Origin of the sequence: Streptomyces sp. CA-243310 (assembly GCF_050936775.1) — a bacterium.
GTDB lineage: Bacteria > Actinomycetota > Actinomycetes > Streptomycetales > Streptomycetaceae > Streptomyces.
Map to the genome: position 1 here is coordinate 1,868,808 of NZ_JBNJMF010000002.1, position 25,230 is coordinate 1,894,037.

23 protein-coding genes are annotated in these 25,230 nt (G+C 73.5%); 10 read left to right on the forward strand and 13 right to left on the reverse strand.

Features of this window, described 5'->3' with window-relative positions:
- Position 1: 1 nt before the first annotated feature.
- From ACQEVM_RS26055 to uvrB, 4 genes are all read right to left on the reverse strand, one after another.
- Positions 2-985 (reverse strand): TerC/Alx family metal homeostasis membrane protein, encoded by a 984-nt coding sequence (locus ACQEVM_RS26055; protein ID WP_433082915.1) that lies wholly within the window; start codon positions 983-985, stop codon positions 2-4.
- A 275-nt stretch (positions 986-1,260) separates the two neighbouring features.
- On the reverse strand, positions 1,261-3,225 hold the full coding sequence (locus ACQEVM_RS26060) for a TerD family protein (protein ID WP_433082917.1): 1,965 nt from the start codon (positions 3,223-3,225) through the stop codon (positions 1,261-1,263).
- 52 nt (positions 3,226-3,277) lie between these two features.
- The gene (locus tag ACQEVM_RS26065) at positions 3,278-3,856 is read right to left on the reverse strand and encodes a TerD family protein (RefSeq protein WP_053681568.1); all 579 of its coding nucleotides are present in this window, start codon (positions 3,854-3,856) and stop codon (positions 3,278-3,280) included.
- 90 nt (positions 3,857-3,946) lie between these two features.
- Positions 3,947-6,094 (reverse strand): excinuclease ABC subunit UvrB, encoded by a 2,148-nt coding sequence (uvrB, locus tag ACQEVM_RS26070; RefSeq protein WP_433082919.1) that lies wholly within the window; start codon positions 6,092-6,094, stop codon positions 3,947-3,949.
- Between the two features lie 232 nt (positions 6,095-6,326).
- On the opposite strand from uvrB, the gene ACQEVM_RS26075 reads away from it, so the two are divergent.
- The 3 genes from ACQEVM_RS26075 (at position 6,327) to ACQEVM_RS26085 (ending at position 9,358) form a co-directional block, all read left to right on the forward strand.
- On the forward strand, positions 6,327-7,235 hold the full coding sequence (locus tag ACQEVM_RS26075; RefSeq protein WP_433082921.1) for a glycerophosphodiester phosphodiesterase: 909 nt from the start codon (positions 6,327-6,329) through the stop codon (positions 7,233-7,235).
- A gap of 55 nt (positions 7,236-7,290) precedes the next feature.
- Positions 7,291-7,854, forward strand: coding sequence for a methylated-DNA--[protein]-cysteine S-methyltransferase (locus tag ACQEVM_RS26080; RefSeq protein WP_053681562.1), 564 nt, complete (start codon positions 7,291-7,293; stop codon positions 7,852-7,854).
- A 196-nt stretch (positions 7,855-8,050) separates the two neighbouring features.
- Positions 8,051-9,358, forward strand: coding sequence for an MFS transporter (locus tag ACQEVM_RS26085; protein WP_433082923.1), 1,308 nt, complete (start codon positions 8,051-8,053; stop codon positions 9,356-9,358).
- 101 nt (positions 9,359-9,459) lie between these two features.
- On the opposite strand, the gene ACQEVM_RS26090 is transcribed toward ACQEVM_RS26085, so the two are convergent.
- A complete protein-coding gene (locus ACQEVM_RS26090; RefSeq protein WP_433082925.1) occupies positions 9,460-9,837 on the reverse strand; it encodes a cupin domain-containing protein in 378 nt (125 codons plus the stop codon).
- A 296-nt stretch (positions 9,838-10,133) separates the two neighbouring features.
- Between ACQEVM_RS26090 and ACQEVM_RS26095 the strand changes: the two genes are divergently transcribed.
- Positions 10,134-11,108, forward strand: a complete 975-nt coding sequence (locus ACQEVM_RS26095; RefSeq protein WP_433082927.1) for a pseudouridine-5'-phosphate glycosidase — start codon at positions 10,134-10,136, stop codon at positions 11,106-11,108.
- Positions 11,105-12,112 (forward strand): carbohydrate kinase family protein, encoded by a 1,008-nt coding sequence (locus tag ACQEVM_RS26100; RefSeq protein ID WP_433082929.1) that lies wholly within the window; start codon positions 11,105-11,107, stop codon positions 12,110-12,112. Before ACQEVM_RS26095 ends, ACQEVM_RS26100 begins: the two co-directional genes overlap by 4 nt.
- A gap of 72 nt (positions 12,113-12,184) precedes the next feature.
- On the opposite strand, the gene ACQEVM_RS26105 is transcribed toward ACQEVM_RS26100, so the two are convergent.
- Together ACQEVM_RS26105 and ACQEVM_RS26110 are read right to left on the reverse strand one after the other, a co-directional pair.
- A complete protein-coding gene (locus ACQEVM_RS26105; RefSeq protein ID WP_433082931.1) occupies positions 12,185-12,850 on the reverse strand; it encodes a hypothetical protein in 666 nt (221 codons plus the stop codon).
- Positions 12,851-13,018: 168 nt separating this feature from the next.
- On the reverse strand, positions 13,019-13,663 hold the full coding sequence (locus ACQEVM_RS26110; protein ID WP_433082933.1) for a uridine kinase: 645 nt from the start codon (positions 13,661-13,663) through the stop codon (positions 13,019-13,021).
- Between the two features lie 93 nt (positions 13,664-13,756).
- Between ACQEVM_RS26110 and ACQEVM_RS26115 the strand changes: the two genes are divergently transcribed.
- Positions 13,757-15,202, forward strand: a complete 1,446-nt coding sequence (locus tag ACQEVM_RS26115; protein ID WP_433082935.1) for a WGR domain-containing protein — start codon at positions 13,757-13,759, stop codon at positions 15,200-15,202.
- Between the two features lie 45 nt (positions 15,203-15,247).
- Here the strand turns inward: ACQEVM_RS26115 and ACQEVM_RS26120 are convergent, their stop codons facing one another.
- Positions 15,248-15,616 (reverse strand): cupin domain-containing protein, encoded by a 369-nt coding sequence (locus tag ACQEVM_RS26120; RefSeq protein WP_433082937.1) that lies wholly within the window; start codon positions 15,614-15,616, stop codon positions 15,248-15,250.
- A 142-nt stretch (positions 15,617-15,758) separates the two neighbouring features.
- On the opposite strand from ACQEVM_RS26120, the gene ACQEVM_RS26125 reads away from it, so the two are divergent.
- Positions 15,759-16,439, forward strand: a complete 681-nt coding sequence (locus ACQEVM_RS26125) for a DUF2293 domain-containing protein (RefSeq protein WP_433082939.1) — start codon at positions 15,759-15,761, stop codon at positions 16,437-16,439.
- On the opposite strand, the gene ACQEVM_RS26130 is transcribed toward ACQEVM_RS26125, so the two are convergent.
- Positions 16,436-17,176 carry a chaplin gene (locus ACQEVM_RS26130; RefSeq protein ID WP_433082941.1) on the reverse strand — a complete coding sequence of 247 codons (741 nt, stop codon included), beginning with the start codon at positions 17,174-17,176 and terminating at the stop codon, positions 16,436-16,438. The genes ACQEVM_RS26125 and ACQEVM_RS26130 overlap by 4 nt on opposite strands.
- A 127-nt stretch (positions 17,177-17,303) precedes the next feature.
- On the opposite strand from ACQEVM_RS26130, the gene ACQEVM_RS26135 reads away from it, so the two are divergent.
- Positions 17,304-17,858, forward strand: coding sequence for a hypothetical protein (locus ACQEVM_RS26135; protein WP_433082943.1), 555 nt, complete (start codon positions 17,304-17,306; stop codon positions 17,856-17,858).
- Positions 17,859-18,053: 195 nt separating this feature from the next.
- Here ACQEVM_RS26135 and ACQEVM_RS26140 read toward each other — a convergent pair whose 3' ends face one another.
- The 3 genes from ACQEVM_RS26140 to ACQEVM_RS26150 form a co-directional block, all read right to left on the reverse strand.
- Positions 18,054-19,259: an SWIM zinc finger family protein gene (locus ACQEVM_RS26140; protein ID WP_433082945.1), complete on the reverse strand. Its 1,206-nt coding sequence runs from the start codon at positions 19,257-19,259 to the stop codon at positions 18,054-18,056.
- Positions 19,256-22,102: a DEAD/DEAH box helicase gene (locus tag ACQEVM_RS26145; RefSeq protein ID WP_433082947.1), complete on the reverse strand. Its 2,847-nt coding sequence runs from the start codon at positions 22,100-22,102 to the stop codon at positions 19,256-19,258. Before ACQEVM_RS26145 ends, ACQEVM_RS26140 begins: the two co-directional genes overlap by 4 nt.
- A gap of 138 nt (positions 22,103-22,240) precedes the next feature.
- Positions 22,241-23,581 (reverse strand): helix-turn-helix domain-containing protein, encoded by a 1,341-nt coding sequence (locus tag ACQEVM_RS26150; protein ID WP_433082949.1) that lies wholly within the window; start codon positions 23,579-23,581, stop codon positions 22,241-22,243.
- 170 nt (positions 23,582-23,751) lie between these two features.
- Between ACQEVM_RS26150 and ACQEVM_RS26155 the strand changes: the two genes are divergently transcribed.
- Entirely contained in the window at positions 23,752-24,363 is a 612-nt protein-coding gene (locus ACQEVM_RS26155; protein WP_433082951.1) for a hypothetical protein, read from the forward strand.
- Positions 24,364-24,418: 55 nt separating this feature from the next.
- The gene (locus tag ACQEVM_RS26160) at positions 24,419-24,676 is read left to right on the forward strand and encodes a DUF6343 family protein (RefSeq protein ID WP_433082952.1); all 258 of its coding nucleotides are present in this window, start codon (positions 24,419-24,421) and stop codon (positions 24,674-24,676) included.
- A gap of 54 nt (positions 24,677-24,730) precedes the next feature.
- Here ACQEVM_RS26160 and ACQEVM_RS26165 read toward each other — a convergent pair whose 3' ends face one another.
- Complete coding sequence (locus tag ACQEVM_RS26165) at positions 24,731-25,147, reverse strand: tetratricopeptide repeat protein (RefSeq protein ID WP_433082954.1); 417 nt, start codon at positions 25,145-25,147, stop codon at positions 24,731-24,733.
- Positions 25,148-25,230: the final 83 nt, after the last annotated feature.

Sequence of the window (25,230 nt, forward strand, 5' to 3'; positions counted from 1 at the left end):
ACTAGGCGTCGATGGTCTTGGAGTCGGCGGCGGCCTCGGCCGCCGCCTGCTTCTTCGAGGCGATCAGACTGGTGATGGTGGTGATCACCAGCACGCCGCAGATGACGCCCAGGGAGACCGGGATGGAGATCTGCGGGACGTGCACTCCGGACTCGTGCAGGGCGTGCAGCACCAGCTTGATGCCGATGAAGCCGAGGATCACGGAGAGGCCGTAGCTGAGGTGGACCAGCTTCTTGAGCAGGCCGCCGATGAGGAAGTACAGCTGGCGCAGACCCATCAGGGCGAAGGCGTTGGCGGTGAAGACGATGTACGGGTCCTGGGTGAGGCCGAAGATCGCGGGGATCGAGTCCAGGGCGAACAGCACGTCGGTGGTGCCGATGGCGAGCATGACGACCATCAGCGGGGTCATGATGCGCTTGCCGTTGTTCCGGATGAAGAGCTTCGTGCCGTGGTAGCGGTCGGCGACGCCGAACTTCCTCTCCACGGTCTTGAGGAGACGGTTCTCCTCGAACTCCTCTTCCTCCTCGTTCCCGCGGGCCTCCTGGATGAGCTTCCAGGCGGTGTAGATCAGGAACGCGCCGAAGATGTAGAAGACCCAGGAGAAGTTGGTGATGATCGCGGCTCCGGCGGCGATGAAGATCGCGCGGAGCACCAGGGCGATCAGTACGCCGATCAGCAGAACGCGCTGCTGGAGCTGGGAGGGCACCGCGAACTTCGCCATGATCAGGACGAAGACGAAGAGGTTGTCGACGCTCAGCGACTTCTCGGTGATGAAGCCGGCGAAGAACTCCTGGGACGCCTGGCCGTTGCCGAAGAACAGCAGGCCGAGGCCGAAGAGGCCGGCGAGGGCGATCCAGACGACCGTCCAGATGCCCGCTTCCTTCATGGATACGTCATGGGGCTTGCGGCCGATGAAGAAATCGGCGCCGATCAGGATGCTCAGACCAAGAATGGTCAGCAGCCAGATGTTGAATGAAACGTCCACTGTCTACACGCCTCCGGCGGGATGGCTCAGCACTTCGTCAGCGTCATCGCTGCCGGAGGTCTCTTCCACCCGGCCGGCCTGGAGGCCTCGGGCCGGCGCCCCGGGACCGATCGCGGTCCGTATTGACGGGTACGCCGTAGCAGGTAGCAGGAATACTCCCCTCCGCGTGCACCACAGTACCCGCCGAACAGGGGAAAGGTAAAGGGAGTCCCAAGAAAGGGTCAGTGACAGGTCACACACGCGCCATGAAACGGTCCGTGACCTGCCTGCCCGGATCAGGGACGAGTGCCGCGCCGGACCTCCGAAATACGGCTCAGCGCCTGGTCCAGGACCTGACTGCCCTGCGGGGGCAGGTCCGGGGTGAAGGTCCAGGCGTGCTGGACCCAGGGATCGGCCAGGTGGTTGTCGGGGACCGGCGACAGGCGCATCAGCGAGCGCCACAGGGGGTCGAGCAGCGGCCCGTAGGCGGAGGCCTCGTCACGGTCGGCGACCATGAGCAGGTGTACGCCGACCCCCGGCCCCTCGTCGGCGAGGTAGCGCAATTGGGTGACGGACCGGTCGTCGAAACCGTGCGGGAAGTCGTGGACGATCAGCAACTGCTCGGCCGTGTCCACGTCCGGCGGCAAGTCCTCGGGGGCGCCGGCCCGCAGCGCCATCTGCACGAGGTCCACCCGCCGGGTCAGCCCCGCGAGGGTCTGGGTGACCCCGGTGGCACCGGAGGCGGGCGGCGCGGCCAACACTCCCGCGCGCACGAGCGGGACCAGCGAGGCGGCGCCCGCCCCGGCGGCGTCGATGACGTGCACGGAGTACTTGTCGCCGGGATGGACGGCGAGCAGCCGGACGGCGTGCGCGACGGCCATGTCCATGGCGGCCCGGCGCAGCCGGTCGGTGTCCATGGCCATGGCGGCCTCGGAGCCGGTGCGGCCGTTGTCGATCCACAGGCCGCGCTCCAGCGGCACCCGCATGAGCATCGGGATGCTCAGCTCGGGTCGCTCGGGCAGCGACAGGTCGCCCAGGCGCAGCGCGAGCGGGTTCTCCTGAGGGGTGCCGGGGGCGTGCCAGACGGGGTTGTCCCAACGGGCGTACGCGGCCGGCAGCGCGGGTTCGACCACTTCGGACTCGGCGACCAGCTGCGCCAGGTCCCGGTCGAGCACGGCGCGGGCCTGGGCCACGAGCTCCTCGCGTCGCGCCCGGGCGGTGGCGCGGGCGCCGTCGCCGGAGCCGCCGAGGCGGTGGCGGGGGTCGGAGAGCGCCTCGTCGAGCTCCCGGTCCATGCGGGAGTCGGCGAACTCGACGGCGCTGCGGTAGGCGGCGACCGTGCGGGCCATGTCCTCGAACATGCCCCAGACCTGGTTGTAGAGCCGCTCGTCCATGGACCAGCCACTGGCGTCGCCGGCGACGGGGCGCGGGGGTCGACCCGGTTCGTCCGGTTCGGCGGCCCGCGGCGCCGGTTCGGGCGCCTCGGTGCTGGTCCGGCGGCGGCGCGGGTGGGCGTAGCTGATGGTCGGCGGGCCGCCCGCGGTGTCGCCGGCCGAACCGGTGCCCGCGAGGGGCACGTCGGAGACCGGGATCGGGTCGGGCGGCTCGGGGGCGTGTGGCGCCCCGGTTGCGGGCGGCGCGTCCTGTGGGGCGCGCAGGCCGCGGGGGACGGTGGGGGCGGGACCGGTCGGCATGACCGCAAGGGTGATGTCGCCCGAGGCCACGAGTCCCGTGGCGGTGGCGGCCAGCTCGGCGGCGGCCGGTGCGGGCAGTCCGGCGTCGACCAGCAGGGCGCTCAGCCCACCGGCGTACCCCTGGCCCACGGCCCGGACCTTCCAGGCGCCCTGGCGCCGGTACAGCTCCAGGGCCACCACGGCGGTCTCGGACTCCAGACCGGTCAGGGTGTACCCGGCGAGTTCGGCGCCCTGCGGTTCGGCGACGGCGACGTGCGAGGCCGGCACCGCGCCGAAGCGCGCCGGGCCGCCGGGCGGCAGCACGAGCAGCACCCGGAGCCGGTGGACGGCCTCGCCGACGGCGTCGAGGTCGACGGTGAAGCGGTGCCCGCCGGCGACCGTGTCCGGCACCTCCAGGCCGGGCAGGGCCCGGGCGCCGGGGTGGGCCAGTGACGCGGGTCCGGCCAACCGGCCCTCGTCGTCACCGGTCGAGACCAGGGCCAGTACCGGCGTGCCCGCCGAGACCCTGATCTCCACCCTGCTCTCGGACAGGGGGTGGTTCTGCCCCCGGACCAGTTCGGCCGTCATCGTGCAGCCCTCCCCCGTGCCTTCTTCTCTTTTGCTCTTGTACCGGTGCTGCTTACAGGTGCGGCAGGATCGACGGCATGAGGTCCTGGAAGGTCCGGCCGTTGGCCGGGTTTCCGAGGGCCGTCATCTGCCAGCCGGCGCCCACGCGGGACACCTTCGCCATGATCTGCGCGGTGTACGCGCCGCCGCCGTCGAGGGTGTAACGGGCCAGTTCCTGGCCGTTGGTCTCGTCGACGATGCGGCAGAAGGCGTTCTGCACCTCCTGGAACGTCTGCCCGGTGAAGGAGTTCACCGTGAAGACGATCTGGTCGATGTGCACCGGCACGCGCTGGAGGTCGACGAGGATCGCCTCGTCGTCCCCGCCCTGGCCGACGCCGCCGACGAGGTTGTCACCGGTGTGGCGGACCGAGCCGTCGTCGCTCTGCAGGTGCCGGAAGAACACGACGTCCACCGGCTGCTTGTCGGCGAACAGCACCGCCGACGCGTCGAGGTCGATCTCCCGGGTCCGCGACCCGAACAGCCCCCGACGCTTCGCCGCCTGCCAGCCGAGCCCCATCCGGACCGCGGTCAGCGTGCCTCCGTCCGCCTTCTGCAGACTGATGGCCTGACCCTTGGTCATGTTGACCGTCACGTGATGTCCCCTCTCCATGGCCCGCCCCGTTGTCGGCGGGTCGCAGCGTGTGCCTGCGGCTGTCGCCCAACCCTACTGACAGCCCCCACGTCAGGCGAGGCCCGCTTCCCTCATCTGTCGAAGCTCCTTCTTCAGCTCGCCCACCTCGTCGCGGATCCGGGCCGCGACCTCGAACTGGAGCTCAGCCGCCGCACCGCGCATCCGTTCGGTCATCTGCTCGATCAGCGCGGCCAGTTCGGCGGCGGGACGGTCCGTGGGGGTGCCGGCGGCCTTGGCCCCCTTCGCTCCCTTTCCGGCCGCCTTGCCCCGGTCCGCCTTGCCGCCCAGCGCGGGCACCGGGGCCTTGGCGCCCTTGCCCTCCTTCGCCTGCCGGTAGCCGGTCCCGAGCAGTTCCTCGGTGTCCAGCTCCTCGCGGGCGATCGTGGCGACGATGTCGTTGATCTTCTTGCGGAGCGGCTGCGGGTCGATCCCGTTCGCCGTGTTGTAGGCGATCTGCTTCTCGCGGCGCCGGTTCGTCTCGTCGATGGCCTTCTCCATGGCCGGCGTCATCTTGTCCGCGTACATGTGGACCTGGCCGGAGACGTTGCGCGCCGCGCGGCCGATGGTCTGGATCAGGGAGGTCCCGGAGCGCAGGAACCCCTCCTTGTCCGCGTCGAGGATGGCCACCAGCGAGACCTCGGGAAGGTCGAGGCCCTCGCGCAGCAGGTTGATGCCGACCAGGACGTCGTACTCGCCGGCGCGCAGCTCGCGCAGCAGCTCGATGCGGCGCAGGGTGTCCACGTCGCTGTGCAGGTAGCGGACCTGGATGCCGAGCTCCAGGAAGTAGTCCGTGAGGTCCTCGGACATCTTCTTGGTGAGGGTCGTGACCAGGACGCGTTCGTCCTTCTCGACCCGCTGCCGGATCTCGTGCACCAGGTCGTCGATCTGACCCTCGGTGGGCTTGACGACGACCTCGGGGTCGATGAGGCCGGTGGGGCGGATGATCTGCTCGACGAAACCGTCGCCGCGGGAGAGCTCGTACTTGCCGGGGGTGGCGGACAGGTAGACCGTCTGGCCGATCCGCCCCTGGAACTCCTCCCACTTCAGCGGCCGGTTGTCCAGGGCGGACGGCAGCCGGAAGCCGTGGTCGACCAGGGTTCGCTTGCGGGAGGCGTCGCCCTCGTACATCGCGCCGATCTGCGGCACCGTGACGTGCGACTCGTCGATGACGAGCAGGAAGTCCTCGGGGAAGTAGTCGATGAGGGTGTTCGGGGCGGAGCCGCGCTCGCGGTCGTCCATGTGCAGCGAGTAGTTCTCGATGCCGGAGCAGGACCCGATCTGGCGCATCATCTCCAGGTCGTAGGTGGTGCGCATGCGCAGCCGCTGGGCCTCCAGCATCTTGCCCTGCTTCTCCAGCTCGGCCAGCCGATCGGTCAGCTCGGCCTCGATGCCCGCGACGGCCTTCTCCATGCGCTCGGGGCCGGCGACGTAGTGGCTCGCGGGGAAGACGTACAGCTCGCGGTCCTCGCTGATGACCTCGCCGGTCAGCGGGTGGAGCGTGGACAGCGCCTCGATCTCGTCGCCGAACATCTCGATGCGGACGGCCAGTTCCTCGTAGACCGGGAAGATCTCGATGGTGTCGCCGCGGACCCGGAAGGTGCCGCGGGTGAAGGCCACGTCGTTGCGCGTGTACTGGATGTCGACGAAGCGGCGCAGTAGCTGGTCCCGGTCGAACTCCTCGCCGACCTTCAGCGAGACCATCCGGTCCACGTACTCCTGCGGGGTGCCGAGGCCGTAGATGCAGGACACGGAGGCGACGACGATGACGTCTCGCCGGGTCAGCAGCGAGTTGGTCGCGGAGTGGCGCAGCCGCTCCACCTCCTCGTTGATCGAGGAGTCCTTCTCGATGTAGGTGTCCGACTGCGGTACGTAGGCCTCGGGCTGGTAGTAGTCGTAGTACGAGACGAAGTACTCGACGGCGTTGTTCGGCAGGAGCTCGCGGAACTCGTTCGCCAGCTGGGCGGCGAGCGTTTTGTTCGGCGCCATCACCAGCGTCGGCCGCTGAAGCTTCTCGATCATCCAGGCAGTGGTCGCCGATTTGCCGGTGCCGGTCGCACCCAGCAGTACGACGTCCTTCTCACCTGCACGGATGCGCTTCTCCAGCTCGGCGATGGCCGCCGGCTGGTCGCCGCTGGGCTGGTAGGGGCTGACGACCTCGAAAGGCGCCACCGTGCGTTCGATCTTCGATACGGGCCGCATGCCTCAACCGTACGACCCCCCACTGACACTCACGCCCGGCACGGGCTTCCGGGGGTCCGGCGCGTCCGGCGGGTCTGCTCCATTCTGGTCCGTTTGTCGTAGTTCGGTGGCGGCCCGGTGATCTTCAACCCCATGATGATCGCGAAACCCCGTGAAGTGCATCGCCGCAACGTCTGCCGCTCCGCGCCCGTTTGAGGCAGGGAGCAGGGCTCACGACCCGAGGAGAACGCACATGAACGTCGTCCGACCGGCAGCCGTGGCCGCCGCAGTCCTGGGCCTCACCCTCACCGTGCTGGGCACGGCCACCTCGGCCACCGCGTCCGGTCCCGCCTCGGGGTCCGGCTCGGCCGCGTCCTCCCCTCCGGTGGTCTACGCCCACCGGGGGGCCTCGGCGTACGCCCCGGAGAACACGCTGGCCTCGATCGACCTCGCGATGCGGATGGGCATCGACTGGGTCGAGAACGACGTCCAGCGCACGAAGGACGGCGTCCTGGTCGTGATCCACGACGACAACCTGGCCCGCACGACCGACGTCGAGCAGGTGTTCCCCGACCGCAAGCCCTGGCTGGTCAAGGACTTCACCGCGGACGAGATCGCCCTGCTGGACGCGGGGAGCTGGTTCGGCAAGGACAAGCAGTACGCGGGCGCCACGGTGCCGACCCTGCGGGAGTACCTCGCCCGGGTGCGGCGCAACCAGCAGAAGCTGCTGCTGGAGATCAAGAGGCCGGAGATCTACCCCGGGATCGAGCGGGAGACCCTGAACCTGCTGGACGCCACCGGCTGGCTCGACAGGAACCGCGTGGAGCGGCGGCTGGTGGTGCAGAGCTTCAGCGCCGACTCCATCCGGATCGTGCACGATCTGCGGCCCGACCTCGTGACGGCCTTCCTGGGCACGCCCACCGTGGCAGAGCTGCCGCGCTACGCCGCCTTCACCGACCGGATCAACCCCTGGCACACCACCCTCTCGGCGGACTGGGTGGCGGCGGTGCACGCCCTGCGCGGCCCCCACGGCAAGGCCATGGAGGTGGACACCTGGACCGTGGACAACGCGGCCACGGCGCGGAAGGTCCAGGAGATGGGTGTGGACGGGATCATCACCAACACGCCCGACGTCGTGCGCAGGGCGGTGGGCTGGTACTGAGCCCGGCCGCGGCGAAACCGTCCTCGTTGTCCGCGGGGCGCCGTACCGTGGACGGGTGGACAGCTCCGAGCGGCCCCGCGGGCCGCACCTCGAATGGACGGTCGTCACCGGCGACATCGGCCCCCTGCTCCTGGCGGCGACCCCCGAGGGGCTGGTCCGCGTCGAGTTCCATGCCGGACCGGACCGCGTCGAGAGGATGATCGGCTCGTTGGTGTCCCGGCTCGGTGCCGACGCCTGGCGGCCCGCGCCGGGCGAGGAGGTCCTGCTCGCCGAGCCCGTACGCCAGCTGAACGCCTACTTCGCCGGTTCGCTGCGCCGCTTCGAGCTGCCGCTCGACTGGCGGCTGAGTTCCGGGTTCAACCGTCAGGTGCTCCTGGAGCTGGACCGCTCGGTGCCCTACGGGTCGGTCGTCGGGTACGGGGAACTCGCCGCGCGGGTCGGGCAGCCGGGCGCGGCCCAGGCCGTGGGCAACGCCATGGGCTCGAACCCCCTGCCGCTGGTGGTGGCCTGCCACCGGGTGGTGGAGAACGACGGCGGGATCGGCGGGTTCGGCGGCGGGGTGGAGACCAAGCGCCTGCTGCTCGCGCTGGAGGGCGTGCTTCCACAACCGCTGTTCTGACGCGCGGGCCCGGCGCGGCACCATGGGCGCGCAGGACCGGAGCGGGTGTACGCGGGGCGCGCGACCGCGCATCGTCCCGAGGGCCCGGATACCCGGTTCCACCTCGCGGTACGGGGTGGCACACTGCCGCGGTGAACACTCCCGCCGCCGCACCCGGCTCCCCGCCCCCAGCACCCCTGCCGCGGCCGTCGAGGGGGTGTCCGCAGTGACCGCCTCCCCCGGAACCGAACGCACCGCGCCCCCGTTCGCGGCGACGGATCTCCCCCGGTTGCAGCGGCGTACCTCCGCCGTGCTGATCGCCGCTCAGATGCTGGGCGGGCTGGGCGTGCCCATCAGCATCGCGCTGGCGCCGGTCCTCGCCACCGAGGTCAGCGGCACCGAGGCCATGTCGGGCTTCGCGTCCACCGCCTCCGTGATCGGCACCGCGCTGCTCTCGCTGCCGCTCGCCGCCCTGATGACCGCGCGCGGGCGCCGTCCCGGTCTGGTCCTGGCCTACGCGATCGGAGCCGCCGGCGCGGCCCTGGTCGTACTGGCCGCCACGATCCGGAACTTCCCGCTCCTGCTCGTGGGCATGGCCGCTTTCGGCGCCGCGTCCTCCGCCAACCTCCAGGCCCGGTTCGCCGCCGCCGACCTCGCGGCGCCCGACCGCCGCGCGCGGGCGATCTCCGTGGTCGTGTGGGCGTCCACCATCGGCGCGGTGCTCGGCCCGAACCTCTCCGCACCGGCCAGTCACAGCTTCGCCGGCACCTCCATACCCGAGACGGCGGGCCCCTTCGTGTGGGCCGGCGCCGTCTTCGTCCTCACCGGCACCCTGATCGCCGTCCTGCTGCGACCCGATCCGCTGCTGACGGCCCGGGCGCTGGCCGCGCCCGGGGAGCAGACCCGGGCCGGGCGCTCGCTGCGCGCCGGTTTCACGGCCGTCCGGGAGTCGCCGCGTGCCCGGCTCGCCCTGCTGACCGTCGCGGTGTCGCACACCACCATGGTCTCGATCATGGTCATGACCCCGGTGGACCTCGGTCACCACGGCGCCGACCTGAAGCTCGTCGGGCTGGTGATCAGCGGTCACATCGCCGGCATGTTCGCCTTCTCCCCCGTCATGGGATGGCTCGCCGACCGGATCGGCCGGCTGTCCGTGATCGGTCTCGCGGCCGGCCTGCTGTCGGTCGCCGCGCTGCTCGCCGGCACCGCCGGCCCGAGCCACGCGCAGTCCGCCCTCGGCCTGTTCCTCCTCGGTCTCGGCTGGTCCGCGGGGATGGTCTCGGGCTCGGCCCTGCTGACCGATTCGGTACCGCAGGCCGCGCGGGCCGCCGTGCAGGGGCTGAGCGACCTCACGATGAACGCGGCCGCCGGTCTGGGCGGGGCCGCGGCCGGCCTGGTCATGGCCCGGGCGGGATACGGGTGGCTCAACGCGATCGGCGCCGCGCTGCTGCTGCCGATGGCGGCCCTGGCCCTCTTCACGGCACGCCGGCACCCGGTCCCCGCGAAGGCGGACGCGGTCGTGTAGCCGGCCGCGGGTCCGGCCGCCTCGTGGGCGGGGTCCGGTTCCGCCTAAGGCCCTGTCGTCGAAGTCTCGCCTGTCCCGCGGCGCCACTTCGACGACGGGACCTAGCAGCTGATGTGGTAGGCCTTGCGCAGCGTCTCGTGGACGGTCCAGGTGGTCTTGTCGCCCTCCCTGAGCACGCAGGCGGAGCCGGGGCCCACCTCCAACGTGTCGCCGCCCTCGACCGCGATGGTCGCGCGACCGGCGACCACCACGAACAGTTCGTCGGCCTCGGTGTCCGTGACCACTCCGGGGGTGATCTGCCAGATTCCCCGGATCTGCGAGCCGTCCTCGGCCTCCCACAGCACCTTGCCCGTGACGACGGGCGTGCCGGAGACGATCTGGGCCGGGTCGAACTCCTCCACCTCCAGTTCGGCGTCGGGGAAGTCCGTCACGGAGACGGCGAAGGAGGCGGGGGCTGCGCTGCGGTCACGGGTGCTCATGGCCCGTCACCCTAATCGGGTGGTCCCCCGCCTCGCGGCGACCAGAGCGTCCAGCGCGGACGCGCCGGACGAGGCATCCTGTCCACCCCGTCGGGGTCGGTGTCCGCCGGGTTTCGGCCAGGGCGGCGGCTGGACGCCGGTGGCGTCGGCGGGCGCGTCCGGGTCGCGGGCGTCGTACCGCGCGGGCGCGGTCCGGGGTGGGGCGGGCGGCGCGGGGGGCGCGGTACTCGGACAGGTTGGCGCGGGAGCGACGGGAGCGCGTTTGGGGGCGCGAATCCGGTGCCATGGATGGGGACATGCCACAGCACAGAGCATCCGCGCCCACATCCGCATCCGCTGTCCCGGCGCCCGCGCCGACCTCGGTCCCGGTCCTGTCGGAAGAGGTACGCGAGGCGCTGGCCACCGGGAGGCCCGTCGTCGCCCTGGAGTCGACGATCATCGCGCACGGCCTGCCGCGCCCCCGCAATCTGGCGGTGGGCACCGAACTGGAGGCCTTGGTCCGCTCCGAGGGGGCGGTCCCGGCGACGATCGCCGTGGTGGACGGCGTGGCGTACGCGGGCCTCGACAAGGGGCAACTGGAGCGGATCGCGGGCGGCGAGGACGTGCGCAAGCTCGGCCACCGCGATCTGGCGCCCGCCCTCGCGACGGGCGCGACCGGGGCGACGACGGTCTCCGCGACGGCGTTCCTGGCGGCGCGGGCCGGGCTGCGCGTCTTCGCCACGGGCGGCCTGGGCGGGGTGCACCGGGAGTTCGCCCACACCCAGGACGAGTCGGCGGACCTGTCGCTGCTCGCGCGCACCCGGATCACGGTGGTCTGCGCGGGGGTGAAGTCGATCCTGGACGTGCCCGCCACGCTGCAACGGCTGGAGACCCTGGGCGTCGGGGTGCTCGGGTACGGAACGGACCGCTTCCCCGGGTTCTACCTGTCCAGTTCCGGCGAGCCGGTGGACTGGACCGTGCACCGTCCGGAGGAGGTGGCGGCGGTGATGGCGGCTCAGGACGCACTCGGGGGAACGGAGTCCGCGCTGCTGGTGGCCCATCCGGTGGCCGAGGCGGAGCAGCTGGATCCGGAGCTGCACGACCGGGTCCTGGCGGAGGCCCTCGACGCGTGCCGGGAGCGGGGCATCACGGGGCAGGCGGTGACCCCGTTCCTCCTGGGGTTCCTGGTACGGGCGACCGGCGGCGCGTCGTTGGAGGCGAACCTGGCGGCGGTACGGGGCAACGTCCGGCTCGGGGCCAGGATCGCGGGGGCCTGGGCGGCCCGCGCATGACCGGGCGGGGGGCGACCGGCGCGGATTCGACGGCGCCGGATGCGAGGGGCACGGCTGCGGGCGCGACGGCGACGGACCCGCGGGGAGCGGCCGCGAGCGGGGCGGAGCGCGAACCGGGCGCGCTGCTGGTCGTCGGCGACGTGGTGACCGACGTGGTCGCGGTGCACACGGAACCGCTCGCGCCCGCCACCGACACGGTCGCCCGGATCCGTACCCTGCCGGGCGGGGCGGGCGGCAACGCCGCCTGCTGGGCGGCGCACGAGGGCGCCCCGGAGGTACGGATCCTGGCGCGGGTGGGCACCGAGGCGGCGCGGTGGCACGAACGGGCGCTGGTCGACGCGGGGGTCCGCCCCAAGCTGGTCGTCGACCGGGGGGAACCGACCGGGACGGTGGTGGCGCTGGTCGGCAAGGACGCGGAGCGGACGTTCCTGACGGACAGCGGGGCGTCCCTGCGGCTGTGCCCGGCCGACTGGGCGCCGGCCCTGCTGGACGGGGCCGCGCACCTGCACCTGTCGGGGTACCTGTTCTTCGCGGACAGCAGCCGGGAGTTGGCGAGGGTGGCGCTGAGGGCGGCCCGGACCCGGGGGGTGCCGGTGAGCGTGGACCCGGCCTCGGCGGGGTTCCTGGCCACGCTGGGCCCGGAGCGCTTCCTGACGGCCGTGGCGGGTGCCTGCGTACTGCTGCCGAACGAGGACGAGGCGAGGCTGCTGGCGGGGCTCCCCGAGCCGGCCGGGGTGGCCCGGGCGGCGGTGGCGCTGAGCCGCCGGGTGCCGCTGGTGGTGGTCACCCGGGGCGCGGCCGGGGCGCTGATCGCCGAGGGCGGGCGCATCACGGCCGAGGTCGACGCCGAGGCCGTCGAGGCCGTGGACTCCACGGGTGCGGGGGACGCCTTCACCGGCGGTTTCCTGGCGGCCCGGCTGGCGGGCGCCACCCCGGTGGAGGCGGCCCGTGCGGGGTGCCGGGCGGCCGCGGTGGCGGTCACCCGGCTGGGCGGACGTCCGTAGCACCATCGCCCGCCACGCCCCGGGGCCGGCGGGCCCCGGGGCGGGTCGATCAGGGTCGCCCCGGGGGCGGGGTCACGGGGTGAACACCTGGTCCAGGGTGTCGATCGCGCCCTTGCCGCCGAGGTGGTAGCGGAACACCAGGCCCTGGTTCGGGTGGGCGACCAGCCACTCGATGAGGGCGTCGAGGGTGATCGGCTTGTTCTCCGTGCTCTCGACGATCGGGGTGACGGCCGTGATCTTCGCGTCGTCCCGGATCGGGATGAACGTCTCCTTGCCGACCGTCTCGAAGGGGGCGCCGTCGGAGTCGGGGGCGCCGCACCCCCAGTTGCCGTGCTTGACGATGAGGCTGTGGAAGCCGCCCTCGGGCGTGTAGCGGTTGACGGCGATCTCGTCGGGCGAGATCGGCATCTTGTGGTCGCAGGTGGGCGCGGGCGATTCGGGCTTCCCCGCCGGGGTCGCCTTGGCGGTGGCCGGGGCGGTCGGCTTCGGGGACGCGGCGGACGCCGACGGTCCGGCTCCGGCGGGCGGGGTCGGGGTTCCGGCCGGGGACGCGGCCCCGGTCGGGGAGGTGCTCGGGCCGGCGGGGCTCGCGCCGGGAGTCGTGCCTGCGGCTCCGGTGCTGCCGTCCTCGCCGTTGCAGGCGGTGAGGGTCAGGGCCGCGCACAGGGCGAGCGTCGTGAGCGTCCACCCCCGCCGCGACCGTCTCGGTCCCTCGATCGTCCCGCCGTGTCCACCCATTGCCGTCTCCTTCTGCCAAGGCGCCACCCGGTGGCCGCCGTCGAAGCGTGGCGACAACGTAGCTCGCGGCGGTCGGCCGGGACGATGGCCGATTTCCGTTCGTCACCGACCGGGAATCGCGCTGTTGCCGATCCCGGACGTCCGTGACCGGGTGGATGCCTCGGCGTGTCAGTCAGCGAGTCCCGTCCAGGCCGGGTGGCGGGGGTCGTCCGCCCGCACGACGGCGTCGGCCAGGCCCGCCGGGTCGGTCTCGGCCTCGTAACGGGCGAACGCGGGCAGGGTCCAGCGCGCGGACTCCTCGGTCCGGCGGGCGAGGGCTCCCGGGGAGAGGCGGATGTGCACGCCGAGGTCGAAGGGGAACCAGTGGCCGAACAGCAGCGGTCCGTGCACGATCAGCACGCCGCCCGGCGGGAGTTCGACGTAGGGGCTGCGGGTGGCCCGGTCGGTCGCCGGGTCCCAGAGATCGGGCAGTACCCGGCCGGTGCCTTCGGGGTCGGTGGGGCCGAACACCTCCCGCCAGAGGGCGGCCGTGTCGTACCAGCCGGCGAGGTACGCGTCGACGTCCTGCCGGCCGAACTCGAAGCGGAGGGAGGCCGGCCGCAGGAACCCGTCGGCCGGGACCGTCACCACGGACCGCCCCCGACCGCGCAGTTCCTCGGCGAGCCGGTCCGCGAGCACGTCCGTTCCGGCGGCGGGCGCGCCGTCGATGCCCACCCGCTGCCAGGGCCCCCCTTCGGACCCCCCGGACCGTTCCTCCAGACGACCGGCGAGCCGCTCGGCCATCCGCTGCCATGTGATCGCTTCCAGCTGCACGAGGCCATTGTCAGTGGCGGGTCCTAGGTTTTTCCACGAGGGATCACCGGCGCGCAACGGAGTCGTCGGCCCGACCGCGGGGAGGGGTCTGTCATGGCCGGCGAGACGACGTACATGGAGCTGTCGCAGGACGACGGCGGGGCGCACAAGTTCTACGAGGTGACGGTGAACGGCACGGCCGTCACCGTGCGGTACGGGCGCATCGGCGCGGACGGTCAGGTGCAGAACTCCTCCTTCCCGACGGTGGAGAAGGCCCGCGCGGCCGCCGCGAAGAAGATCGGGGAGAAGGTCCGCAAGGGCTACGCCCCGGCGGTTCGCGGTGGCCGCGCGGCGCGGTCGGTGACCCGCAGGCAGGTGACCTCGGCCCCGTCGACGGCGCGCGCGGTGGCTCCGGTGCTGTGGCGTTTCCGCACGGGCTCCTCGGCGTTCGGGATCCACGTGGACGAGGACCGCTGCTGGGTCGGCAACCAGGCGGGAGACGTCTACACGCTGAGCCACGGCGGTGAGGTGCTGGCCCGGTACTCGCTGCCGGACGGGGTGAAGTGCCTGGTGGCGGACGAGTTCTGGATCTATGCGGGCTGTGACGACGGCACGGTGTACGACCTGTCGTCGAAGGTGCCGTTCGGGGCGTACGACATCGCCGCGGACGTGGACATCTTCTGGCTCGACATCCGTGAGGGCGTGCTGAACGTGTCCGACCGCAACGGCGGCCTGACCGTCATCGACCACGAGGACGAGTTCCAGTGGTCGCGGCGCTCGTCGGGGTCCAACGCCTGGATGGTGCGGGCCGACGAGCGTGCGGTGTACCACGGCCACAGCAGGGGCGTGACGGCCTACGCCCCTGACGGCGGGCGGGAGTTGTGGCACACGGCGACGGACGGTTCGGTGCTGTTCGGCTGGCAGGAGGACGACGCCGTGTACGCGGGGACCGGCCGCAACACGGTGCAGCGGCTGTCGAAGGCGACGGGCGCGGTGGAGGCCTCGTACCGGTGTGACGCGGCGGTGTACTCGTGTGCGACCTCGCCGGACGGGCGGCACGTGTTCGCGGGCGACCTCTCCTCCTCCGTGTACTGCTTCGACGCGGACGGCCGGCGGCTGTGGAAGCTGGGCACGGGCAGTGGGTCGGCGCTGTCCATGCAGTACCTCGACGGGCGGCTGTACCTGGTCACCACGGACGGTTCGCTGGTGTGCGTGGACGCGAGCGAGCAGGCCATCACGGCCGCGCAGCAGGGTTCGGTGCCGACGGCGGTGGACGTCAAGTCGGCTGCTGCGCTGCCCGTGTTCACCCCGGCGGCGTCCGCCTCGGCGGTGGCGACGGTCTCGGTGGCCGCGGCGCCGGCGGGCGGTGTGGTGGTGGAGTGCGTCCAGCAGGGCGGCCGGACGCGGGTGCAGGTGGTGTCCGACGGCTTCGAGTCCGGCTGGAACGTGCAGTTCCCGCGCGGGATCCGGGAGGCCGGCGCCCGCTACGTGGTGGAGGGACTGCACGCGGCGTCCGGCGGCTTCTACCGGGTGCGCGGAGAGATACGCCGACTGGTCTGAGCCGGCCGTGGGGCGCGTCGCAGTCGGCGGGCCGGTGTCGCGGAGTCATCGGGCGTGCCCCGGGCACGGACACGACCCGGCACCGGACGGGGTGGGCGTGGCCACCGACCAACGGGCTTCCTCGGCAAGGGCACAGGTCACGTGGAGCACGACCGGTTCGCCGCCCAGGTTGCGACCGAGGTGGACGTGGTCACTGCCCGGGGGCTCGACGAAGGTGGCCCCCGCCGGGTGCGTCTCGACGGATCCGTCGTCCAGGATCCGGGTCAGCGTTCCGGAGGTGACCACCACCATCAGCGGCACGTCGTGATAGTGCCATCCCGTGCACCGCCCCGACTCGATCACGATCTCCCGGCCCGTGAGGTCCGATCCCCCGCTCGCCCCCGGCCGTCGCGCCGTCGCCTGCCGCCCACCCATCGATCCTCCTCCACGGGGCCACCGCGGCCCGGCCGCCTCACGGTAGGAGGAGATCATGACGACGTCGAGGAAGAACCGATGAAAGGACAACAACCCTCCCCGACAAGGTGATATGAGGACCGCAGCGCGGTATCACTCCGTCATGAGTCTTGTCGTGTTCGAGTCGCACCAGCAGATCCACTGCGCCGCGTGCCGGCAGGGCCCGCTCCGGCTCCTCGTCCGCGAGGCGGGGGTGCCCCGCTGCCTGGACTGCGTCGACCTCGGCCATCTGGTCTACCTGCCGCGCGGCGACGCGGCGCTCACCCGACGTGCGCGGGAGGCCAGTTCACTCTCCGCCGTCGTGGTGCGCCGACACAAGCGCCGCCATCGTTACGAGCGCCAGGGCCTGTTGGTCGAGGAGGCCGCCCTGGCCCGAGCCGAGCGCGCCTGCCTCGCGGACGCCGAGGTGCGGGCCCGCCGCCGGGACCGCGACCGGTTGCGGCGCGCGGCCGAGGACGTCCGCTTCACGGCGGCCTTCACCGCCGAGATCCGGCGGCTGTTCCCCGGTTGTCCGGAGGAACGCGCGCGGTCCATCGCGACGCACGCCTCGCTGCGCGGCAGTGGCCGCGTGGGTCGGACCGCCGCCGGCCGGGCCCTGGACGAACTGGCGGTGTCCGTGGCGGTGCGGGCGGCCGTGCGGCACCTCGACACCGAGTACGACGCCCTGCTCATGGCGGGAGTACCGCGGTTCGCCGCCCGGGCCCGGCTGGCGGAGCGGATCGACTCGATCCTGGACGGCTGGCGGACGACGTCCGGGGAGCCGGTCCAGGCCGAGACGATCTAGACGGAGCCCTGGGTGCGGAAGCGGCGGTACATCAGCGCTCCGCCGAGCAGGAGCGCGCCACTGCCGGGGATCAGGTAGCCGAGGCCGTCGGAACCGGTGTGGGCGAGGGCCTCGGTGTGCCGGGGCGGCGTCTGCGGGGTCTGCGGCGCCGGCGGCTTCACCTGCGTGACGGGCGCCGGCGGGATGACGACCGGGGGCTTGACGACGACGGGCGGCTGAACCGGCTTGCCACCGCTGGGCTTGACCCCGTTGACGGAGGTGTTGCCGCTGGAGGGGTTGCCGATTCCGACCACGTTCACGGAGTTCCCGCTGACGTTCAGCGGGAGGTCCACGGGGAGCTGGATGCCGTTGCCGGACAGCAGTCCGGGGGAACCCGCCGCCTGTCCGCCGGCGACCGCTCCGCCGCCGTTGGCCGTGCCGGCCTTCGTGGAGGACGAGGAGTGGCCCTGCCCCGAGGCACCCGAGCCGGAGCGGGCGCCGCCGCCCTGGGAGGTGGTCGCGCAGCGGTTCCCGGCGGCGGGGTTGAGGAGCCCGACCACGCTCACGGTGTTCCCGCACACGTTCACCGGCGTGTTCACCGGTAGTTGCACCAGATTCCCGGCGAGCAGACCCGGGGAGCCCGCGGCTCTGCCGCCCGCGTCCGCGTCGGCGTAGGCGAGGCCACCCACCCCCGCGACCGCCAGTCCACCTCCCGCAACCACCGCCGTGATCAAGGCATTGCGACGACTGTGACGCATCAGTTTTCCCGCCTTCCGGAGAAGTCCGCGGGCGACTCGCCCGCACCGGAAACAACGCCGTAACCCCATTCGGGTTATAGCGCCGATGGGCATTTCACCCCATCGTGTACGGGGTAATGCCTATCTCATGATGAACAGCCCGCTGCTTCTCCTCGATGTGGACGGCCCTCTCAACCCCTTCCGGTCACGGCTCGCCGGCCTGCGCGGGTACGACAGCCACCGGATGCGTCCCGAGATCTGGATGTCCCGCCGCGCCCCCGATTCGCGCAGCGCACGGCGCGGACTCCGGGTCCGACTGCACCCCGCCCACGGCGCCCGGTTGCTGGCCCTGCCCTACGAACTCGCCTGGGCGACCACCTGGATGCACGAGGCCAACACCATGATCGCCCCACACATCGGGTTGCCCGGCGATCTCCCGGTGATCGAGTGGCCGGAGCTCTTCGCCCACGATCCCGACGGCCTTTCCTGGAAGACCCGACCGCTGCTCGCCTGGGCCGCCGGCCGCCCGTTCGCCTGGGTCGATGACATGATCAACCCGCGGGACCGGGCCTGGGTCGCCGCCCATCACCCCGCCCCGGCCCTGTTGTTGCGCGTCCATCCGCGCCATGGGCTCCGCGACCGCGATTTCGCCGCGCTCACCCGCTGGGCGAAGCACCTCGAACGAACGGGCGACCCGGCCTGACCGCCCGGCGTCGCGTGCCGCCGCCCGGGACCGATGGCCCCGGCACGCCGCGGCCGGGCGTCGTCGAGCCGCTGCGGCGGGCTCGGCCGGCGCCGACCGGACCGTCGCAACGGACCGTCGCAATGGACACCGCCGGACGGCGCCGGACGGCGCCCGGCGACGTCCGTTCCGCCCGGGGCACCGGTCCGCCGGCCCTCAGCGCTGAAGGGCCGCCACCGGGTCCGTGGACGGGCGGCCGGAGGGCCACCAGTCGGCGTCGTCCAGGCGGGACTCGTACGGGTACCAGAGGCCCTCGCGGCCGAGCCGGAGCTGACGGGTCCCGGCGGTGAGGCGGTTGCGGTCGGGGCGGTACAGGCCCCGGCCCGCGGCGAGCAGGGCGGGGCGCGCCCGGTCGAAGGGGCCGGCCGGCGGGTCCCAGGGGTCGTCGAGGACGGACAGGCCCGGCAGGCCCCCGTGCCGCCAGGCGGCCGCGCCCCGGGCGAGGTCGGTGGTGGTCCGGCCGGTGGCGCGGGCCAGGTCCCGGTAGAGGGTGCGGGCGACGCCGGTGAGGCCGGCCGTGGGGTGCGCGGAGGCCAGTCGGACGGCGTCCTGCCACAGGGTGAGGCCGGCGATCGGGTCCTCGCCGGTCGCCAGCAGCGCGAGGGCGCGGGCGCCCGCGTCCGTCGCGAGCTGGTCCAGGGCGAGCGGGTCGGGCGCGGCGGGGTCGGCCGGGTAGGCGGGCGGCAGCCCGGGGGCGGCCGGGGCGCGCATCGGCGCCGGCAGCGGGGGCAGTGCGGTGCGGGCCACCGCCGCGCGGGCGGGGACCCCGGGGAAGTCGGGTGTGGCGTCGGGCTGTTCGCGGGCGGCGTGGGCGGCGTTGCGCCGGGTCAGCTCCTCCAGCAGTTCCCGCTCCCCGCGTCCGCGCAGGAGCAGCAGCACGAACGGGTCCTCGTCCAGCAGTCGGGCCGCCCGGTAGCAGAGGGCCGCCGCGTGCTTGCACGGCGGACGCCCCACGTCGGGGCAGGAGCACCGCGCGAGCAGTTCGCCCGGTCCCGGCAGGACCGTCTCCGCGAGAGATTCCGGAACCTCCCGTTCCAGCAGGGCCGCGAGGGCCGCGGGGTCGGCGGCCACCGTCTCCAGGACCTCGCCCCATGCCGCGTCCGCGAAGGCCGGCAGGGCCAGCTCGGTGCGGTACGGGCGGGCCCTGCTCCCCCGGACGTACGCCACGATCCGACCCGGGGTGATCGTCACCGCGTCGACGTGGCCCTCCGCGGCATAGGCGCGGCCCCGGGCCAGGCGGGCCGCGTCGGGGGCGCGCTCCTCCAGCGCGACCACCCAGGCCCGACCCCACCAGGTCGTCGCCTCCAACCCGGCGGGCACGGTCTCGAAGGTGCGTCGTCGATCGTCCCGCGCGGTGATCATTCGGGCCTCCGCAGGGACACCAGGTCGGCCAGTTCGCGGTCGGACAGCTCGGTCAGCGCCGACTCGCCGGAGCCCAGCACGGCGTCGGCCAGGGCCCGCTTCGCCTCCAGCATCTCGGCGATCCGGTCCTCGACGGTGCCCTCGGCGATGATCCGGTGCACCTGCACGGGCTGGGTCTGGCCGATGCGGTACGCGCGGTCGGTGGCCTGTTCCTCCACGGCAGGGTTCCACCAGCGGTCGAAGTGGACGACGTGACCGGCGCGCGTGAGGTTCAGGCCGGTGCCCGCCGCCTTCAGCGACAGCAGGAACACCGGTACCTCGCCCGCCTGGAACCGGTCCACGAGTTGCTCGCGGCGCGCCACCGGCGTGCCGCCGTGCAGCAGTTGGTGCGCGATGCCGCGGTTCGCCAGGTGCCGCTCGATGATGCGGGCCATCGTCACGTACTGCGTGAAGATCAGCACCGAGCCGCCCTCGGCCAGGATCGTGTCCAGCAGCTCGTCCAGCAGCGCGAGCTTGCCCGAGCGGTGCGGGATCCGGGGCCGCTCCTCCTTGAGGTACTGCGCGGGGTGGTTGCAGATCTGCTTGAGCGAGGCCAACAACTTCATGATCATTCCGCGTCGCTCGATGCCCTCGCTCGTCTCGATCACGGCCATCGCCTCGTCCACCGCCGCCTGGTACAGGGAGGCCTGCTCCCGGGTGAGCGACACCGGGTGGTCGGTCTCCGTCTTCGGCGGGAGTTCGGGAGCGATGCCGGGGTCGGACTTCTTGCGCCGCAGCAGGAAGGGCCGTACCAGCGCGGCGAGTCGGGCGACCGCCTCGTCGTTGCCGCCGTCCTCCTCCTGCTGGTGCTCCACCGGGCGGGCGTGGCGCGCCCGGAAGGTGGTGAGCGGGCCCAGCAACCCGGGCGTGGTCCAGTCGAGGAGCGCCCACAGCTCGGAGAGGTTGTTCTCGACCGGGGTGCCCGTCAGCGCCACCCGGGCCGGCGCGGGGATGGTGCGCAGGGCCTTCGCCGTCGCCGAATGCGGGTTCTTCACGTGCTGGGCCTCGTCCGCGACGACCATGCCCCAGCGCTGCTCGGCCAGGCGGGCGGCGCCGGCGCGCATCGTCCCGTACGTGGTGAGCACGAACCCGCCCGCCTCGTCCAGCCCTTCGAGGCTGCGGCCCGCGCCGTGGAACCGGCGGACGGGGGTGCCGGGGGCGAACCGCTCGATCTCCCGCTGCCAGTTGCCCAGCAGCGAGGCCGGGCAGACGACCAGGGTCGGCTCGGCCCGGTCCCGGTGCAGGTGCAGCGCGATCAGCGTCACGGTCTTGCCGAGGCCCATGTCGTCGGCCAGGCAACCGCCGAGGCCGAGCGAGGTCATCAGGTCCAACCAGGCCAGACCGCGTGCCTGGTAGTCGCGCAGGGTGGCTTTCAACGCGGCGGGCTGCGGCAACGGCGCGAGCTCGCCCGTGAGTCGCTCCCGCAGTGCGGCCAGTGCCCCGACCGGGACCGCCTCCACCGGCTCGCCGTCGACCTCGGTCGTCCCCGTCAGCACGGCGGCCAACGCGTCCACCGGGTCCAACAGGCCCAGCTCCCGCTTGCGGGCCCTGCGCACCAGCTCGGGATCCACCCGCACCCACTGGTCGCGCAGCCGCACCACGGGCCGGTGCGCCTGCGCGAGCGCGTCCATCTCCCCCGGGGTGAGCCGGTCGCCGCCGAGGGCGAGTTCCCACGAGAAGGCGAAGAGCTGCCCCGCGTCGAAGAAGGCCGTGCCGTCGGTGGCGGAACCGGGCGCGGTGGACCGCACGACGGCGGTCGCGGACAACGTACGGGCCAACTCGCGCGGCCAGTGGACCAGGACCCCGGCGCTCGCCAACCGGGTCGCGGCGGCGCCCAGCAGGTCCTCCAGATCCGGATCCGACAGGGCCAGGGCGTCGGGCACCGGCTGGTCCAGCAGGCGCAGCAGCGGCGGCCACACGCGGGCGGCCCGACGCAGGGCGAGCACGGCGTCGATCCGCGCCCGCGGACCGAACCCGGCGGCGGCCGTACCGGCCCAGAGCGCGTCCGCGTCGGCGACGAGCGTCGGGTCGGCGAGGCTGTGGACCTGGACCACGGCGGCCCCGGCGCGACGCACGTCCTCGGGCTCGGCCTCGTCGAACAGACGGAACGAGGACAGGTCGAGCCGCAGCGAGATCCCCACCCCGGTGTCGGCGCCGGCCGCGACCTGGGTGGCCCACTCCAGTATCCCGGGGACCCGCTGGGGCTCCGACGCGGCGAACGGCCGCCCCGCGGCCACCGGAGCGGCCGGGGTACGGGGCAGGCCGTCGGCCACGGCGTCCAGGAACGCCCGGACCAGGGCCTCCGGTTCGGGGAGCGTCACCGGGCGGCGGCCGGCGAGCGGGGCGGCGTACGCCTCGTGGGGCAGGGCGGCCGCGACGGCGCGCGCGTACGCGATGTCCTCGGCGTCGAGCGGGCCGACCCGCCAGGCGTCGACGCCCTCGGCGGTCACCCCGGGCAGCAGCCGGCCGCGCGCGACCAGGCTGAGTGCCTGGGTGGCGGCGGTGGCCCAGCCCCGCGTGGCGGGGGCGCAGGCCACGGCGGGGTCGCGGGACGCCCGGACCAGCAGGGGCAGCGCGTCGACGACGGGCAGGGCCACGGCCGGGACGGTCCGGGCGCGCACCCCGCCGCCGTGCGGGCGGACGACGCTCAGCGGATGCGGGGTCCCGACCTCGGGGAGGGGCGCGCCGTCGGGCGCCCAGAAGACGAGCCGGCCCCGGCGGGGGACGGCATCGGGGAGGAACACGGAGGCGTGCCGCAACAGCGGGACGAGGGGGTCCGCCGGTGGCGGCGGTGGCGGCGTCACGGGTGGTCCTCCCTTCCCGGTGGTCGGCGGTCGCGTCTGCCGTCGAGTCTAGGTGGGGCCACTGACAGCGCCGGTGCCCCGGCCGGGCGGTGGCCGGCGGCCCGTGCGGGGCGCCGGCGGCCGGGGCGGGTGCGCGTCTCAGCGGGACCAGCGGGACCGCTCCGCGGCGAATCCGTACACCGGGCGGTTCGGGTGGGCGCTCGTGCGCCAGGGGCTTGCGCCGTCGTCCAGGCGCAGGGTGCCCGAGCCCGAGGGGCCCGTCCAGCGCAGGTCGAGGTACCAGTCGCAGTCGCAGCCGGTGGTGGCCGTCTCCACGCGCAGTACGACCGGTTCCGCGGCCGAGACCCGCATGGGGAACGCGGGCGCGGGGATCGCCTCCCCGGCGTCGTTGCCCGCGACGGGCCGGGCCAGCGGCCTCGGGGCGTCCAGGTTGACCGCGAACGTGGCCGGCGTCAGTCCCCCGCCGCAGCCCTGGGACATCTGGTAGACGTTCCAGGCGGGCGGGGTGCGGCGGGCGACCACCCGGACCTCCAGGCCCTGGAGGACCACGGCCCCCTCCCCCGTGCCGTGCAGGGTGATCTCGACGATCTGGCTCCCCGCGTGCACGGCCCCCTGGGACCGGGCCCAGGCGGCGGCGTCCGCCTCCACGGGGGGCGGGGGCACGCTCGCCGGTTCCCGGGGGGAGAGGTAGGCGTGATCGCAGCCGGCGGCCCACACGTGGGACCGTACCGCCGCCCGGAGCGGCGTCGCCGGACCGGCCGGCGCCCCGCCGCCCGCCGGGGGTGCCTGTGCGGTGGGGGTCCGCGGGACCGGGCCGCCGGTCGGGTCCGACCCCGCGGCCGGGTCCGAGGGTGGCGGCGGGGCGGAGAGGGACGCCGACGGGGCCGGCCCTCCCGATGCGTTCGAGGAGGAGGACGAGGAGGGCCGGATCGGCGGCGGGGTCGCGGCCGTTGCGCCGCTTCTCGTCGGCCCGGCCGTGCCCGTGCCCCGTTCGGGCCCGGCCGCCGCGAGGACAGCCACCGCCATCGCGCCCACCGCGAGTCCGGCGCCGGCGACCACCACCGCGCGCCGCCGATACCAGGACGACGCCGGCCCCGGAGCCCCCGCTCCCATCGGCTCCGGCTCCGGCGCAGACTCGCGTTCGACGGCCGCCGGTGGCACGGGGGCGGTCCCGGGCAACGGCGGCGGCGAGGCCACCGGGACCGCCTGCGCCGGTGCCCGGCGTCGCGCGTCGGCCAGCAGCCATGCCCGGTGCAGTTCCAGCGCCTCCTCCTGGCCGGCCCGGCAGGCGCGGGCGAACCGGTCCACCACCGCGAACTCGGCGGGGAGCGCCTCCCCCTTGCAGTACCGGTGCAGGGTCGAGGTACTGGTGTGCAGCCGGCGTGCCAGGACGCCGTAGCTGAGCCCCCCACGCTCCTTCAGTTCCCGCATGAGCCGTGCGAAGTTCTCCGCCTCCGCCGACCGTTCCGCCTCGCCCACGACGCCCCCGTCCCGTGAATCCGTTCCACCCTGGCATGTTCCCCCAGGTGGAAGGCCACAAGGGCGTTCCAGCGTCCCGAAACCGCCCCAATCCGTCGCGAGCCGTCCCGCCCCGGGTAGAGGCTCTTCACCGAACAGCCACACCGACCGGAAACGGGGACCCGACCACCATGTTCCGACGCTTCACCACCGCCTTCGCGACCACCGCCACCACAGCCGCCGCGCTCCTCCTCGCCACCTCGGCCACCGCCACCGCGGCCGCCACGGCGCCCGGTTTCCTGGGCGGCGCCGACCTGCCGCCGCACCCCTCGTCCCCCTGGTACGCCGGCAAGGTCACCAAGGGCCTGCCCGAGTCCGCCCCGTTCTGTCTGGAAGGGGTTCTGCCCGCGGCCGGGAGTTGGCACCGCGACTTCGGCACCGACTACGACACCGGCGCGACGCAGATCTCCGTGCGGACCGCCTCGAACGCCGCGGCCGGGAAGCTCGCGACCGCCTTGGAGCGCAAGGTCGCGGCCTGCGCCGCCGACTGGCTGCGGACGACTCCGGGCGGGACGGCCTCCTGGCAGGACTACGGGAAGCTGCCCGTCGAGGAGGGCGCGCACGTCTACGGGGTGCACACCTCCGTCCCGGACTCCGAGCCCGGCGTGCACCTGTACGGGATCGGCCGGGACGGCGTGACCGTGACCGTCGTGAAGTGGGGCCGGATGGGCGACCTGGTCGACGCGCCCGTGCCCGCGTTCAAGAAGACGACCACCACGGCGGTGAACAAGCTCAACCCCTGACCGGCCGGTGGTGGGACCATGGAGCTGAGGCCTCCGACGATTCGAGGCGATGTCCATGCGTTCCGGTAACGAGCCGGTGACCGCCCGCAGCCCGCTGCGGCTGCGGTTCTGGCTGAGTCTGTGGGGGCTGGTCTGGGCCGCCGCCGGGACGGCCGCGTTCTCGCTGGTCGGTCGTCCCGGGTGGGCGGCGGCCTGCGGGGTGATCGTCCTGCTCGCGGCGGTGGACCTGGCCGTGGTGGTCCACCACATCCACCAGGGCCCGCACTACCAGCCGGGCCCCGGCGTCCCTCCGTACGAGCCTCCCCGGAGCTAGGGTCGCGAGCCCCCCCCGGAGCTAGGGTCGCGAGCCTCCCCGGCGGGGGGTCGTTCACTCCTCGAAGCGGGCCGCGGCCAGGTACTCGGGTTGCGGATCGAGGGCCGCCGCCAACCGGAAGTGCTTGCGCGCCTGCTCGCGCCGCCCGGACCGCTCGTGGGTCCGGGCGAGCGCGAAGTGGGCGTACGCGTTGTCCGGCTCGCGTTCCAGCACCAGTTCGAACTCCAGTGTGGCCGCACGGAGTTGCGCCGCCGCGAAGAAGGCCCGCGCCCGCAGCAGCCGGGCGCCGGTGTTCTCCGGGTGGGCGGCTATGACCGAGTCGAGGAGTCGGACGGCTCCGCGCGGGTCACGGGCGGCCAGCAGTTGCTCGGCGGCCCGGTAGTCGATGACGTGCGTCTCCGGACTCACGGAGCCGGGAGAGCCCGAGGGCGACGAGGCGGCCGGCGGCTGCGGCGGCGTGGTGTCGGACACGATGTCTTTCCTTCCCTCTGCGGACACGTTCAACGCCCTTGCCCGCGCCCGCTGTTCCCGGGCGCCCGGAACGCGCCGGAAGT

Excerpts from the sequence above, each read along its gene's own strand:
- uvrB (WP_433082919.1), bottom strand. The coding sequence starts at position 6,094 with ATGCGGCCCGTATCGAAGATCGAACGCACGGTGGCGCCTTTCGAGGTC.
- ACQEVM_RS26115 (WP_433082935.1), top strand. The coding sequence starts at position 13,757 with ATGGCCGGCGAGACGACGTACATGGAGCTGTCGCAGGACGACGGCGGG.
- ACQEVM_RS26105 (WP_433082931.1), bottom strand. The coding sequence starts at position 12,850 with ATGGGTGGACACGGCGGGACGATCGAGGGACCGAGACGGTCGCGGCGG.
- ACQEVM_RS26155 (WP_433082951.1), top strand. The coding sequence starts at position 23,752 with ATGTTCCGACGCTTCACCACCGCCTTCGCGACCACCGCCACCACAGCC.
- ACQEVM_RS26075 (WP_433082921.1), top strand. The coding sequence starts at position 6,327 with ATGAACGTCGTCCGACCGGCAGCCGTGGCCGCCGCAGTCCTGGGCCTC.
- ACQEVM_RS26125 (WP_433082939.1), top strand. The coding sequence starts at position 15,759 with ATGAGTCTTGTCGTGTTCGAGTCGCACCAGCAGATCCACTGCGCCGCG.
- ACQEVM_RS26095 (WP_433082927.1), top strand. The coding sequence starts at position 10,134 with ATGCCACAGCACAGAGCATCCGCGCCCACATCCGCATCCGCTGTCCCG.
- ACQEVM_RS26135 (WP_433082943.1), top strand. The coding sequence starts at position 17,304 with ATGATGAACAGCCCGCTGCTTCTCCTCGATGTGGACGGCCCTCTCAAC.
- ACQEVM_RS26090 (WP_433082925.1), bottom strand. The coding sequence starts at position 9,837 with ATGAGCACCCGTGACCGCAGCGCAGCCCCCGCCTCCTTCGCCGTCTCC.
- ACQEVM_RS26120 (WP_433082937.1), bottom strand. The coding sequence starts at position 15,616 with ATGGGTGGGCGGCAGGCGACGGCGCGACGGCCGGGGGCGAGCGGGGGA.
- ACQEVM_RS26100 (WP_433082929.1), top strand. The coding sequence starts at position 11,105 with ATGACCGGGCGGGGGGCGACCGGCGCGGATTCGACGGCGCCGGATGCG.
- ACQEVM_RS26140 (WP_433082945.1), bottom strand. The coding sequence starts at position 19,259 with ATGATCACCGCGCGGGACGATCGACGACGCACCTTCGAGACCGTGCCC.
- ACQEVM_RS26130 (WP_433082941.1), bottom strand. The coding sequence starts at position 17,176 with ATGCGTCACAGTCGTCGCAATGCCTTGATCACGGCGGTGGTTGCGGGA.
- ACQEVM_RS26060 (WP_433082917.1), bottom strand. The coding sequence starts at position 3,225 with ATGACGGCCGAACTGGTCCGGGGGCAGAACCACCCCCTGTCCGAGAGC.
- ACQEVM_RS26160 (WP_433082952.1), top strand. The coding sequence starts at position 24,419 with ATGCGTTCCGGTAACGAGCCGGTGACCGCCCGCAGCCCGCTGCGGCTG.